The organism is Neohoeflea coraliihabitans (assembly GCF_019334345.1).
Lineage (GTDB): Bacteria > Pseudomonadota > Alphaproteobacteria > Rhizobiales > Rhizobiaceae > Pseudohoeflea > Pseudohoeflea coraliihabitans.
In genome coordinates this window covers 461,007-474,537 of sequence record NZ_JAHWQX010000003.1, presented here as the reverse complement: position 1 = coordinate 474,537, position 13,531 = coordinate 461,007, and the positions used below count along the sequence as shown (strand labels likewise).

General features: G+C 64.0%; 14 protein-coding genes. 6 read left to right on the top strand and 8 right to left on the bottom strand.

Annotation, left to right across the window (positions count from 1 at the left end; translation table 11 throughout):
- Nucleotides 1-2: 2 nt before the first annotated feature.
- The 6 genes from mmsB to KY465_RS13305 all read right to left on the bottom strand — a co-directional run bounded on the left by mmsB (nt 3) and on the right by KY465_RS13305 (nt 6,786).
- A complete protein-coding gene (gene mmsB / locus KY465_RS13330) occupies nt 3-875 on the bottom strand; it encodes a 3-hydroxyisobutyrate dehydrogenase (protein WP_219202177.1) in 873 nt (290 codons plus the stop codon).
- A 51-nt stretch (nt 876-926) separates the two neighbouring features.
- Nucleotides 927-1,967 carry an enoyl-CoA hydratase/isomerase family protein gene (locus tag KY465_RS13325; RefSeq protein ID WP_219202176.1) on the bottom strand — a complete coding sequence of 347 codons (1,041 nt, stop codon included), beginning with the start codon at nt 1,965-1,967 and terminating at the stop codon, nt 927-929.
- Nucleotides 1,964-3,112 (bottom strand): acyl-CoA dehydrogenase family protein, encoded by a 1,149-nt coding sequence (locus KY465_RS13320; protein WP_219202175.1) that lies wholly within the window; start codon nt 3,110-3,112, stop codon nt 1,964-1,966. Before KY465_RS13320 ends, KY465_RS13325 begins: the two co-directional genes overlap by 4 nt.
- Nucleotides 3,113-3,219: 107 nt before the next feature.
- The gene (locus tag KY465_RS13315) at nt 3,220-4,719 is read right to left on the bottom strand and encodes a CoA-acylating methylmalonate-semialdehyde dehydrogenase (RefSeq protein WP_219202174.1); all 1,500 of its coding nucleotides are present in this window, start codon (nt 4,717-4,719) and stop codon (nt 3,220-3,222) included.
- A 199-nt stretch (nt 4,720-4,918) separates the two neighbouring features.
- A complete protein-coding gene (locus tag KY465_RS13310; RefSeq protein ID WP_219202173.1) occupies nt 4,919-5,950 on the bottom strand; it encodes a phosphotransferase in 1,032 nt (343 codons plus the stop codon).
- On the bottom strand, nt 5,950-6,786 hold the full coding sequence (locus tag KY465_RS13305) for an SDR family oxidoreductase (protein WP_219202172.1): 837 nt from the start codon (nt 6,784-6,786) through the stop codon (nt 5,950-5,952). Before KY465_RS13305 ends, KY465_RS13310 begins: the two co-directional genes overlap by 1 nt.
- A gap of 162 nt (nt 6,787-6,948) precedes the next feature.
- Here KY465_RS13305 and KY465_RS13300 point away from each other — a divergent pair, with 162 nt between their 5' ends.
- From KY465_RS13300 to KY465_RS13275, 6 genes are all read left to right on the top strand, one after another.
- On the top strand, nt 6,949-7,644 hold the full coding sequence (locus KY465_RS13300; protein WP_219202171.1) for a TetR/AcrR family transcriptional regulator: 696 nt from the start codon (nt 6,949-6,951) through the stop codon (nt 7,642-7,644).
- Nucleotides 7,645-7,648: 4 nt separating this feature from the next.
- Entirely contained in the window at nt 7,649-8,617 is a 969-nt protein-coding gene (locus KY465_RS13295; RefSeq protein ID WP_219202170.1) for an NADPH:quinone oxidoreductase family protein, read from the top strand.
- A gap of 179 nt (nt 8,618-8,796) precedes the next feature.
- Nucleotides 8,797-9,366, top strand: coding sequence for a biotin transporter BioY (locus tag KY465_RS13290; RefSeq protein WP_219202169.1), 570 nt, complete (start codon nt 8,797-8,799; stop codon nt 9,364-9,366).
- A 19-nt stretch (nt 9,367-9,385) separates the two neighbouring features.
- Nucleotides 9,386-10,108 (top strand): energy-coupling factor ABC transporter ATP-binding protein, encoded by a 723-nt coding sequence (locus tag KY465_RS13285; RefSeq protein WP_219202168.1) that lies wholly within the window; start codon nt 9,386-9,388, stop codon nt 10,106-10,108.
- Complete coding sequence (locus KY465_RS13280) at nt 10,105-10,698, top strand: energy-coupling factor transporter transmembrane component T family protein (RefSeq protein ID WP_219202167.1); 594 nt, start codon at nt 10,105-10,107, stop codon at nt 10,696-10,698. The genes KY465_RS13285 and KY465_RS13280 overlap by 4 nt, the downstream gene beginning before the upstream one ends.
- 106 nt (nt 10,699-10,804) lie before the next feature.
- Nucleotides 10,805-11,248 carry a DUF4864 domain-containing protein gene (locus KY465_RS13275; protein WP_219202768.1) on the top strand — a complete coding sequence of 148 codons (444 nt, stop codon included), beginning with the start codon at nt 10,805-10,807 and terminating at the stop codon, nt 11,246-11,248.
- 28 nt (nt 11,249-11,276) lie between these two features.
- On the opposite strand, the gene tgt is transcribed toward KY465_RS13275, so the two are convergent.
- Complete coding sequence (gene tgt, locus KY465_RS13270; RefSeq protein WP_219202766.1) at nt 11,277-12,413, bottom strand: tRNA guanosine(34) transglycosylase Tgt; 1,137 nt, start codon at nt 12,411-12,413, stop codon at nt 11,277-11,279.
- Complete coding sequence (gene queA / locus KY465_RS13265) at nt 12,413-13,489, bottom strand: tRNA preQ1(34) S-adenosylmethionine ribosyltransferase-isomerase QueA (protein WP_219202166.1); 1,077 nt, start codon at nt 13,487-13,489, stop codon at nt 12,413-12,415. Before queA ends, tgt begins: the two co-directional genes overlap by 1 nt.
- Nucleotides 13,490-13,531 lie beyond the last annotated feature (42 nt).

Below are 13,531 nucleotides of genomic sequence, written 5' to 3'. Positions count from 1 at the left end.
CCTCAGGCGTCCCTGCCCTTGCCGCTCAGCCACGGCAGCACGGCGGAAAAATCGCGCCCCTTGCCGCCCTCGCCGACAAAGGCCTCGTAGATCTCGGTCGCATGCTGGCCGAGCGGCGTCGGCGCATTCGCCGCGGCGGCCGCCTGCTGTGACAGGTTGAGATCCTTGAGCATCAGGTCGGCGGCAAAACCCGGCTTGTAGTCATTGTCCGCCGGGCTTTGCGGGCCGACGCCGGGCGCCGGACAATAGGTGTTGACCGACCAGCACGAGCCCGATGAAGTCGACACCACATCGAACATCTTCTGCCGGTCGAGGCCGAGCTTGTCGGCCAGCGCGAATGCCTCGCACACGCCGATCATCGAGATGCCGAGAATCATGTTGTTGCAGATCTTTGCCGCCTGACCGGCGCCCGCCTCACCGCAATGCACGGCTTTCTGACCCATGATGTCGAACAGCGGCGCCGCCTTCGCAAAGGCCGCGTCCGATCCACCCGCCATGAACGTCAGCGTGCCAGCAGCCGCGCCACCGATACCGCCGGACACCGGTGCATCCACTGAAAGCAGCCCGGCCTTGGCGGCAAGCTCATGCGCGGCGCGGGCACTGTCGACATCGACGGTCGAACAATCGATGAAGCTGGCCCCCGGCGCCCCGGCCGGCACGATCTCCTCATACACCGATCGCAGGATCGCGCCGTTCGGCAACATGGTGATTACCGCCTCCTTGCCGTCCACCGCGTCCACCGCCGAGGCCGCCATTTTGACGCCGTCGACGCTGACTCCGGCCACGTCGAAGCCGGTCACCTCGTGGCCGGCCCTGGCCAGATTGACGGCCATCGGGGCCCCCATATTGCCCAGTCCGATAAATCCGATCCGCATAGCTTGCTCCCGTCTGCGCCTGTCTCAACCCGTTCCGTAGTGCCGCCGGTCTTAAAGCTCGATATCGCCGCCCGGCGGTTCCGCCAGCATGGAGGCGACATCCTCCTGCGTCACTGCTTCAAGTCCCGGCTTGGAGAATTTCGGCTGCCGGTCCTTGTCGATCACCGCGGCGCGGATGCCTTCGAGAAAATCACCATGCTCCATGCAGCGCGAGGAGAAGCGGTATTCGCGCTTCAGCGAATCTTCCAGCGTCAGATCGGTCCGCGAGGCACGCACCATCTCGAAGGTGCAGGCCAGCGAGATCGGCGAGCCGCCGCGAATGGCCTTGGCGGCCTTGGCGGCCCACTCCTCGTCCCGGCTTTCAAGCATCCTCAGGCAGTCGAGCGCCGATCCCTGCTCGAACACCTCGTCGACATCGACTTCGATAGCCGCAAGCCGCCCTTCCGGCGGCTCCCCGGCAAAGTCCTCGATCACCGCCGGGTCGCCACTGTCGAGAAGCGCCGCGCGCAAGGCCTCGAGCCTGTCCAAAGGCACATAGCTGTCCGCAAAACCGGCATAGATGGCATCTGCCGCGCCGAGCCGGGTGCCGGTCAGGCCGAGATACTCGCCGAGCCGGCCGCGCGCCCGCGCCAGAAGAAAGGTGCCGCCAACGTCCGGGATCAGGCCGATCGCACATTCCGGCATTGCCAGCATCGTCGTGTCGGTGACAATGCGGTGGCGCCCATGCGCCGACAAGCCGACACCACCGCCCATCACGATGCCATGCATCAGTGCCACGAAGGGCTTCGCATAGCCGGCGATCTTCGCATTGAGCCGGTATTCGTCAGCCCAGAAACGCCGCGCGTAATCGTAGTCGCCGTCCTTGCCATGCCGATACATCGCCTGGATATCGCCGCCGGCGCAGAACGCCTTGTCGCCCGCCGCGTCAATCAGCACCATCGCGATGTCCGGATCATCGCGCCATGCATCGAGCGCCTCTTCGAGCGCCAGCACCATATCGTAGGTCAGCGCATTCAGCGCCTTCGGCCGGTTCAGCGTGACATGCCCGACACGTCCTTCAACCTTGATCAGAATGTCCTTGTCTTCACTCACGCCTGACGCTCCTGCAACATGGCCCGCGATACGATCAATCGCATGATTTCATTGGTTCCCTCGAGAATCTGATGCACGCGCAGATCGCGCACGATCTTCTCGATGCCGTAGTCGGCGAGATAGCCATAGCCGCCATGCAACTGCAACGCCTGATTGGCGACGTCGAAGGCCTGATCGGTGACCAGCCGTTTCGCCATGGCGCAGTATTTGCTCGCATCCGCCGCCTGCTGATCGAGCTTCCAGGCCGCCTGGCGCAGGAAGGTCCGGGAGGATTGCAGCGCGATCTCCATGTCGGCGAGGCGGAACTGCAGCGCCTGGAACTGATCGAGCGGCTGACCGAAGGCCTTGCGTTCGCCCATATAGGCCAGCGCCTTGTCGAGCGCCGATTGGGCGCCACCAAGCGCACAGGCGGAAATGTTCAGCCGGCCGCCGTCAAGCCCCTTCATGGCGTAGCGGAACCCGGCGCCTTCTTCGCCAAGCAGGTTGCCGGCATCCACCCGGCAATTATCGAAGAGCACATCCGAGGTGGGCTGGGCGCGCCAGCCCATCTTGTCTTCCGGCGCGCCGAAGGACAGGCCGGGCGCATCGCTTTCCACCAGCAGCGTCGAGATCCCTTTCGGGCCCGAACCGCCGGTGCGGCACATCACCAGGTAGACATCGGAATAGCCGCCACCGGAAATGAATGCCTTGCTGCCGTTCAGCACATAGCCTTCATTGCTGCGCTCGGCCTTGGTGCGCAAAGCCGCCGCGTCCGAACCCGAACCCGGCTCGGTCAGGCAGTAGGAGGCGATCGTTTCCATCGAGATGATCTTTGCCAGCCACTTGGCCTTGAGCTCTTCCGATCCCCAACTCGCCACCATCCAGGCGCACATATTGTGGATCGACAAGAACGCCGCGACCGAGGGACAGGCCTGCGACAGGGACTCGAAGATCAGCGTCGCGTCAAGCCGCGACAGGCCCGAGCCGCCATCCTCTTCCGGCACATAGATGCCGCCGAGGCCAAGGCCCGCCAGCGCCTCGAAGATCTCGCGCGGAATGGTGCCCTGCTGTTCCCATTCATGAGCATGCGGGGCAATCTCCGCGGCGCCGAATTCACGCGCCATCTCGTAGAAGGCGCCCTGTTCTTCACTCAGTGCAAAATCCACGTCATTCCCTCCCGCTTGGTATTTGCGACCTGTCGGAGAACCCGCTCCCCGGCGCGGCCAGTTCGCGCCGGGTTGTGGTTTTCCGGCTCACGGCCAGGATCAGGACCCTAGTTCATGGTCGGAATGACGAACTCCGCGCCTTCCTTCACACCCGACGGCCAGCGGGAGGTCACTGTCTTGGTTCGGGTATAAAAGCGGAATGCGTCGGGGCCGTGCTGGTTGAGATCGCCGAAGCCCGATTTCTTCCAGCCGCCGAAGGTATGATAGGCGAGCGGCACCGGGATCGGCACATTGACGCCGACCATGCCGACATTGATGCGGCTGACGAAATCGCGGGCCGCATCGCCGTCACGGGTGAAGATCGCCGTGCCGTTGCCATAGTCGTTTTCCATCGGCAGGCGCAGCGCTTCCTCGTAATTCTCGGCCCGCGCCACGCACAGCACCGGACCAAAAATCTCCTGCTTGTAGATGTCCATGTCGCGGGTGACACGATCGAACAGGCAGCCGCCAACGAAATAGCCGTTTTCATAGCCCTGCATCGAAAAATCGCGGCCATCGACGACAAGCTCGGCACCCTGCTCGACGCCGGAATTGACAAGGCCCAGTACCCGGTCGCGCGCCTGCGCCGTCACCAGCGGGCCGAAGTCGACATCATTGCCATCCGTATAGGGGCCGATCTTCAGCGCCTCGACACGTGGCGCCAACTTTTCCACCAGCCGGTCGGCGGTCGCATCGCCAACGGGGACCGCCACCGAAATCGCCATACAGCGTTCGCCAGCCGCACCGTAGCCTGCCCCGACCAGCGCATCGACCGCCTGGTCGAGATCGGCATCGGGCATGATGATCATGTGGTTCTTGGCGCCGCCGAAACACTGCACGCGCTTGCCGTTCGAGCAGCCACGTCCGTAAATATACTCGGCGATCGGCGTCGAACCGACGAAACCGATGGCCATGATCAGCGGATGATCGAGAATCCCGTCGACCGCCTCCTTGTCGCCATTGACCACGTTGAGGATACCGTCCGGAAGGCCGGCTTCGCTCATCAGCTCGGCGAGCATCAGCGGCACAGAGGGATCGCGTTCCGACGGCTTGAGGATGAAGGCATTGCCCGCCGCAATCGCCGGGCAGAACTTCCACATAGGGATCATTGCGGGAAAATTGAACGGCGTGATGCCGGCCACGACGCCGAGCGGCTGGCGCAGCGAGTACATGTCGATCCCCGGTCCGGCGCCCTCGGTGAATTCGCCCTTGAGAAGATGCGGCGCGCCGAAGCAGAATTCCGCCACTTCCAGGCCGCGGATGATGTCGCCCTTGGCATCGGGAATGGTCTTGCCGTGCTCCCGCGACAGCGCTTCGGCGAGCTTGTCCATGTTCTGATGCAGAAGATCGACGAATTTCATCAGCACCCGCGCCCGCTTCTGCGGGTTGGTCGCCGCCCAGCCGATCTGTGCCTCAGCGGCGATCGCCACCGCTTCATCCAGTTCGCTGCCATTGGCCAGCGGCACCTTCGACTGCACTTCGCCGGTTGCCGGATTGTAGATGTCCGCAAAACGGCCCGAACGGCCCTTCACATGCTTGCCGCCGATATAATGGGTGAGTTCGTCCATGCCTGCATCCTCCCGAATGATCAGCCGGTCGAGCGCCACTCCGGGACGGGGGATCGACCGGCACATTTCTGCTCGGCCGCCACAGTGCAGCCGAAAGGAGTGCAATTCAAGCCGCGATTCTCGGCATCCGTTGTGCAGAATTTATAGTTCGGGCGAGGTCAGCCGCCCGGATTGCGCCGTGCAGCCAAGCTCCGGCGAACTAGTCCGCCGCGTCGATCACCGCGCAGGCCATCTGCGCCATCAGCGGCACCGACTTGCCGATCTCGCGGGCCCGCTCGGGGTTCGAGGCATTGCCGTCGAGCGCCCGCTTGTAAACGCCTTGCAGAATCGAGGCCAGCCGGAAGAAGGAGAAGGCGATGTAGAATGGCCAGTTGTCGATCCTCGCACCGGTGCGCTCGGCATAGCGCGCCACATATTCTTCCTCGCTCGGAATCCCGAGTTCGGCGCGGTCGAGGCCGCCCAGGCCCTTGAACCCGCTGTCGTGTGGCAGCCGCAACTGCATGCACTGATAGGCGAGATCGGCGAGCGGATTGCCGAGCGTCGACAGTTCCCAGTCGATCACCGCCAGGACCTCCGGCTCGTGCGCCGCGAAGATCATGTTGTCGAGGCGGAAATCGCCGTGCACCACCGAGGCGGCACCCTCATCATCGACGAGATGATCGGCAAGCCAGGCCATCAGCCGGTTCATGTCCGGCAGATCCTCGGTCTTGCTGTTCACATACTGCTCGCTCCAGCGCTTGACCTGCCGCCCGAAATAATTGCCGGGCCGGCCGAAATCCGCAAGCTCCGCCTGTTCCGGGTCCACCATGTGCAACTTTGCCAGCGTTGCATTCATGGCGTCATAAATGCCGCTGCGGTCGGCATTCGACATTCCCGGCAGCGTCGGATCCCAAAAGATCCGGCCCTCAACCAGTTCCATGACGAAATACATGCGCCGGATGGCGCTGTCTTCACCGGCCAGCGCCAGCATCTTCGGCACCGGCACGCCGGCGGCGCCGAGCGCTTTCATGACGCGATATTCGCGATCGACCTGATGCGCCGATTTGAGAAGCTGTCCGGGCGGCTTGGCGCGCATCACATAGGTGCCGCTGTCGGCGACCACCTTGTAGGTCGGATTGGATTGGCCATCGCTGAATTTTTCCAGCGCATGCAGGCCGGAGAAACCGGGAACGATCTCGTGCAATTCGTCGGCGAGCGCCTCGAGATCGAATGTGCTGGTGTCCGTATCCATCAGTGGGCGTCCTGAAACAGCGTGATGCCGTGACTGACCGACAGGCCGCCATCAATCGGCAGGATGGCACCGGTGATATAGGCGCCGGCTTGCGAGCACAGATAGATCGCCGCACCGGCAATGTCTTCCGGCGCACCGATGCGCCCCAGCGGTACATTGGCGCTGACCTTGTCCACCTGATCCTCGGTGGTCGTGGCAAAGGCGGTCATCTTGGACTGAAACGGGCCCGGCGCAAAAGCGTTGACGGTAATGTGCCGACCGGCGAATTCCTCGGCCAGGATGCGCGTCAGCTGGTGCACCGCCGCCTTCGAGGCGGAATAGGAATAGGCACCGTCGGCAAGCGGCGCATCGCCCATGATCGAGCCGAGATTGATGATGCGTGCCGGATCATCGGCCGATGCCGAAGATTGCAACAGCGGCATCAGCTCGCGAGTCAGATGAAACAGGCCGGTGACATTGACGTTCATGACGCGCGCCCATGCGCTGTAGGGAAACTCTTCGAACGGCGCCCCCCAGGATGTGCCGGCATTGTTGATGAGAATATCAAGCCGTTTCGTGCGGCCCTGCACCGCCGCCGCCAGATCCGCGACACCCTCCTCGCTGCCGACATCTCCGGCAAAACCTTCGGCAGAACCGGCCAGCCCCAGCGCGTTGATCTCGCCGGCAACCGCCTCGCAATCGCCACCCTTGCGCGATGCGATCAGGACATGCGCACCGGCGCTGACCAGGCCCGTGGCAAGCATCCGGCCGATCCCGGTCGCGCCGCCGGTGACCAGCGCCACCTTGCCCTCGAGGCCGAAAAGGTTTCCGAGATAGGTCTGTGCGGCCGCGTTCATAAAGGAAATCTCCACATGCATTCCGGTGAAGGCCACCAGAGCGCCAATTGACAACATACTCCATAGTATGTTCATCTTGCCCGGCTTCGCAAGCCCCGATGCAATTTCAATCCGCCGGGCGCACGACCGGCCGGGATGCCGGGCAAGGATAACGCATTTCCGATGACTTCGCCGGCCAAACCGCACCGATACCGCCGCCAGCAGGACAGCCAGCTCTCGCGTCTGGAAATCCTCAAGGGCGCCGCCCTGTGCTTTCAAAGGCATGGATTCGCGGCGACGAGTCTCGACGCGGTCGCTGCCGCCATCGGCTCCACCAAGGGCCGCATCTACCACCACTATGCCTCCAAGGCGGACGTCTTCTTCGATGTCTACCGCGCCGGCATGGCGGCCAATTTCGAAGCCATCGAACCGCTCATCACCGCCGCCATGCCACCGGGAGATCGCCTGGCCGCGATGTGCCGCGCGCATGTCATGTCGGTCATCCGCACCCAGCCCTTCCAGAAGGTGGTCGCCGAAGGGGTCGAATTGATGCGGCGCAGCGCCCTGCCGGCCCGCGAACATGCCACCCTGGAAGAACTGGCCGGATTGCGCGACGCCTACGCCGAACATTTTCTCGCCGCCCTGCAGGCCGCGCGGCGCAGCGGCGACATTGACTTCCTCACGCCGAAGATCGCCCTGAACCAGCTGTTCAGCGCTCTCAACGGCCCGATCACCTGGTACACCCCGCGTCCCGGGCAGGACGATGCGGCCATTTCTGCCCTGGCTGACGAATGCACGTCCTACAGCCTGCGCATGCTCGCTCACGGCGGCCAAACTCCGGTGCCGGGCGCAAAAGCGCGCCCGCAAAACAAGGTATGAACTTATGAAAGCGATCATCTGCAATCAGTACGGATCCGTTGACGATCTGGTTTACGGCGAACGGCCCGACCCGCAGCCCGCCGCCGATGAGGTCGTCATTGCCACGCAGGCCGCCGGCGTGAATTTCCCCGATGGCCTGCTCGTCAAGGGCCTCTATCAGGCCCGCCCCGAAACCCCCTTCGTTCCGGGCATGGAAGCCGCCGGAACCATTTGCGCGGTCGGCGACAAGGTCACCGGCCTGAAGGTCGGCGATCGCTGCGTCGCAACCGTTGCCCTCGGCGGCTACGCGGAAAAACTGGCCGCAGCGCAGGACAGCGTCTTCAAGATGCCGGACTCGATGCAATACGGTGAAGCCTGCGCCTTGATGTGCGCCTGGGGCACGTCGCACTATGCGCTCAAGCAGCGCGGCGCCCTCAAGGCCGGCGAAACGCTGGTGGTGCTCGGCGCTGCAGGCGCCACCGGCATCGGGGCCATCCAGTGCGGCAAGGCGATGGGCGCCCGCGTCATCGCCGTCGCATCCTCGCAAGCCAAGCGCGACACCTGCCTGAAAGAGGGCGCCGATGCCGCCCTGCCCTACGACGATCTCAAGACTGCGCTGAAGGAAGCCACTGGCGGCAAGGGCGCCGATGTTGTCTTCGATCCGGTTGGCGGGGCGGCATTTGACGCGGCCAGCCGAGCCATGGCGCGGCATGGCCGTTACCTGGTCATCGGCTTCGCCTCCGGCGAAATCCCGAAACTGCCCGTCAATATTGCCCTTCTGAAGGAATTTTCCCTGGTCGGCGTGTTCTGGGGCGCCTTCACCCGGCATCAGCCGCGTGCCTTCGCCGACAACATGCGCGAGCTGTTCGCCTGGCATCAGGAAGGCAAGGTGCGGCCGCATGTCGAGGGCGAATGGCCGCTTGCCGAAGCGCCAGCGGTTCTCAACCGCATCCTCGAGCGCGGCGCCATCGGCAAATCGATTCTCGTGCCGTAAACCGACTTGGCGCGTCCGCTCCGCCTGCGCCGCACCTTTTCTGTCGATAGAGCCTGACGGGCAGCCATCAACGCCTGTTCTTGCGCTGCGTCATGTTGTAACCATCGGCTGTTGGTCCGAGAACCTGCCGCAGCGGAAGCTGCGCCAGGACCGGACGGGAGACTTTCGGAGAACGAAAAATGTCTATCAGAGATATTGTATTTATTGCCCTTTTTGCTGCCATCATTGCCGCCCTGGCGCTGTTTCCGCCAATCATCATTCCGTTGATCAACGTCCCGATTACCGCCCAGTCGCTCGGCATCATGCTCGCCGGCGGCGTGCTCGGCGCCACGCGCGGCGGCCTGTCGGTCATCCTGTTCCTCGTTCTTGTCGCCATCGGCCTGCCGCTGCTGTCGGGCGGGCGCGGCGGTTTCGCCGTCTTTTTCGGCCCGACCGGCGGCTATCTGATCGGCTGGATCGTCGCCGCTGTGGTGATCGGCTTTCTCACCGAACGCTTCTGGCACCGCCTGAATTATGTCTCCTCCTTTCTCATCTGCGTGTTTGGCGGCATTGTCGTTCTGTATGCCATCGGCATTCCGTGGAGTGCCGCCGTCGCCGACATCCCGGTCGCCACGGCCGCGGCCGGCTCGGCGCCGTTCATTCCCGGCGATATCGTCAAGGCCCTGATTGCCGCGGTGGTCATCGTTACCGTCAAGCGCTCCTATCCGCTGATCGAAGCCGAGCGCGCCGACCGCCCTTCGGCCGCCTGAGCCACGGACCGGGCGGGCGATGATCGTCTTTGAAAACGTGTCGGTCGCCAAGGGCGGCCGCCCGGTCCTGCATGACATCAATCTCACTCTTGGCGACCGACGTATCGGCATTATCGGCCGCAACGGCTCGGGCAAGAGCACTCTTGCCCGTCTGTTCAACGGGCTGGAAAAACCGACGCGCGGCCATGTCCGGCTGGGCTCCGCACCCGTGGCTCCAGACCAGGGCGCAGGCCCGGATCCAAAGGCAGGTGACAGCGCGGCGGACGCCTTGCGACATCTGCGCCGCCACGTCGGCTTCGTGTTTCAGAACCCGGACAACCAGATTGTCTACCCGATCGTCCGCGAGGATCTCGAATTCGGCCTGAAGAACCTGAAATTGCCGCCGGATGAACGGCGCCGGCGCATTAAGGCAACGATGCAGCGGCTCGGCATCGCCGAGCTCGCCGATCGCTTCACCCATGAACTCTCGGGCGGCGAAAAACAGCTTGTCGCCCTCGCCGGGGTTCTGGTGATGCAGCCGGCGATGATCGTTCTCGACGAACCGACAACGCTTCTCGATCTGTGGAACCGCCGCCGCTTGCTCACCGTCCTCGAAGCGCTCGAACAGCAGGTGGTGCTCGTCACCCACGACCTTGACCTGCTCGACGGGTTCGACCGGGTTCTCCTGATCGATGAAGGCAGGGTGATCGCCGATGGCCCGCCGCATGAGGTCACCGACCGCTACCGGTCGCTGGCGGCATGATCACCGATCTGTATATTTTCGGCGACACTGTCGTGCACCGGCTTGGCCCCGGCAAGAAGTTGCTGGCCTTGCTCGTTCTGTGCTCGCTGCTCTTCATCTTTGAAAGCTGGCTGGCCCTTCTCCCTGCTGCGCTTTTGGTGCTCGCCGGTTTCTGGCTCGCCGGCCTGAGCGCGCATCACGCTTTTGCAGCCCTGCGGCCGGTCCTGTGGATTCTTGCGGCGATCTTTCTCATCCAGCTGTTCTACAGCGGGGTTGTCGGCGCCGGCTTCGTCGTGATGCGCTTTGCCGTCCTAATTCTTGCCGCCAGCCTGGTTACCCTGACCACCCGCACCAGCGAATTCGTCGATGGCATCATGGCCGGCCTGCGCTATGCGCCCCGCTTCGTGCCACGCGAGAAGATCGCCCTTGCCATTGCCATGACCATGCGCTTCATCCCGCGCCTGCGCGCCCAGTTTGACGAGATCCGCGAGGCGCAGCGCGCCCGTGGCCTTGAGCGCAACCCGATCGCCCTGCTCGTGCCGCTGATCGTGCGCACCCTCAAGGACGCCGATGAGATCGCCCAGGCGATCGAGGCACGCTCGGTCGATTGAAACCGGCGGATGTCTCCTCATTTCGCGCACGAGACGCGAAACTTTCCTTCCGCCGCCACCGTCCTATCTTCGAGACAGGAGGCCAGACATGACATCAGCAACCGCTATGAGGGCGTTCTGCGCCGTAATTTTGCTCACGCTGTCCGCAGCCGCCGGCGGGATCACACTCGGTCCCGCTGCCGCCCAGGAGACGGGCAAGAGCGCCGTGGAGCTGGCACGCGAGGTGATTGACGGGCAGATCCAGGCCTTTCTGGAGGATGACATTGCCACCGCCTACAGTTTTGCCGCCCCCGATATCAAGGCCATCTATCCCACCGAGGAGCAATTCGGCGCCATGGTCCGCAAGGGCTATGGACCGGTGTTCCGGCCCGGAAATTATGCGTTTGGCCGCGCTCAGGAAGCGGGCGACGGCTCAATCATCCAGGAAGTTTTGATCTCGGCGCCGGACGGCAAGGACTGGACGGCGCTCTATGTCATGCAGCCGCAGCCCGACGGATCGCTGAAGATCAGAGGTGTCCACATGCTCCCCTCGGCCCCGACCGGAATCTGAGGCTGCCGACCAAGCCCACCGGCCAACCTCAGAGCGGCGGCAGATCGCCCCGTGCCCAGCCGGCCTGCATCTCCGCCGTAAAATCAGCAAAGCGGCCGGCTTCGATCGCCGCACGGGTTCCGGCCATAAGGTCCTGATAATAGGCGAGATTGTTCCAGGTCAGAAGCATCATGCCAAGCATTTCGTTCGAGCGCACCAGGTGATGCAGATAGGCGCGCGAATAATCGCGCGTCGCCGGACAGGCGCTGTCCGCATCGAGCGGCCGATGATCTTCCGCGTGGCGTGCATTCTTCAGATTGATCTTGCCGTGGCGCGTATAGGCAAGACCGTGCCGCCCGGCCCGGGTCGGCATGACGCAATCGAACATGTCGATGCCCTTGGCCACCGATTTGAGAAGATCGTCCGGTGTCCCGACACCCATCAGATAGCGCGGCTTCTCCTCAGGCAGCAGCGGACAGGTCACCGCCAGCATGTCGAGCATTACCTGTTGCGGCTCGCCGACAGCCAGCCCGCCGACCGCATAGCCCTTCAGATCGAGATCGCTGAGCACCCGCGCCGAGCGCTCGCGCAGACCGGCATTGTCGCCGCCCTGGACGATGCCAAACATCGCCTTGCCCGGCTGATCCCCGAAGGCGCGCTTGCAGCGCTCCGCCCAGCGCAGCGACAGTTCCATCGCCCGCTCGATCTCCGCTGCGCTGGCCGGCAGCGCGACACACTCATCCAGCTGCATCTGGATGTCGGAATCCAGCAGACCCTGGATCTCGATCGAGCGTTCCGGCGTCATTTCATGTTTCGAGCCATCGATATGCGACTGGAACGTCACCCCTGATTCACTCAGCTTGCGCAGGCTCGACAGCGACATCACCTGGAACCCGCCGGAATCGGTGAGGATCGGGCCGGGCCATCGCGCAAATTCGTGCAGGCCGCCAAGCCGCGCCATGCGCTCGGCACCCGGCCGCAGCATCAGGTGATAGGTGTTGCCCAGGATGATGTCGGCGCCGAGATCGCGCACCTGGTCCATGTACATCCCCTTCACCGTGCCCCCGGTGCCGACGGGCATGAAGGCCGGCGTGCGGATTTCACCGCGTGGCATGACGATCCGGCCGCGCCGCGCCGCGCCATCGCGCGCCAGCACATCAAAGGCAAAGGAGGGTGTGGACTGCATCATGGCGCTCCCCTGAACAGCAGGCTGGCATCGCCATAGGAATAGAAACGGTAGCCCGATGCAATGGCATGCTGATAAGCCGCCTTTATCGTCTCGGCGCCGGAGAAGGCCGACACCAGCATGAACAGGGTCGAGCGCGGCAAATGAAAGTTCGTCATCAGCACGTCGATGGCGCGGAATTGGTAGCCGGGGGTGATGAAAATGTCGGTGGCCCCGGACCACGGCCTGATGGTGCCGTCCGCCGATACGGCGCTTTCCAGTAACCGCAGCGAGGTGGTGCCCACCGAGACGATGCGTCCGCCCCTTGCCCGCACCTCGTTCAGCGCCGTCGCCGTGGCCTCGCTGACCACACCGATTTCCGCATGCATGCGATGCTCGCTGGTGTCTTCGGCCTTGACCGGCAGGAAGGTGCCCGCCCCCACATGCAGGGTCACGAAATGCTGCGAGACACCGCGTGCTTTCAGCGCCGCGAGCAGGTCCTCGGTAAAATGCAGCCCCGCCGTCGGAGCCGCCACGGCTCCGTCCTCGCGCGCATAGATGGTCTGGTAGTCGGTGCGATCGCGCGCATCCTCGCCGCGCTTGGAGGCAATATACGGCGGCAGCGGAATGTGTCCCGACGCCATGATGGCCTCGTCGAGCAACGGCCCCGAGAGATCGAAAATCAGCTCGATCTCGCCACCCTCGCCGCGCGGACCGGCAACAGCATCCAGCACCCCGGCAAGGCACGCTTCGCCGTCGCCGCCGAACCGCAGGCGGTCCCCTTCGCGCACCCGCTTGGCGGGACGCAGGAAAGCCTGCCATCGGTTCGCACCGGTGCGCATATGCAGCGTCGCCGAAATCCGCGTCCTGTTCTCACCGCGCCAGCGCTCGCCTTCAAGCTGCGCCGGAATTACCCTGGTATCGTTGAAAACCAGCGCATCGCCCGGTTCGAGCAGGGCGGGAAGATCGACCACCCGGTGATCGGCAAACCGGCCATCGGCATCAATCCGCAACAGCCGCGCACTGTCGCGCGGCTCGGCCGGACGCAGCGCGATCCGCTCTTCAGGCAGCTCGAAATCGAACAGGTCAACGCGCAAGATGCGACCCCGCGGTCAGAGAGTGGCGGATCGCGCCGCCAC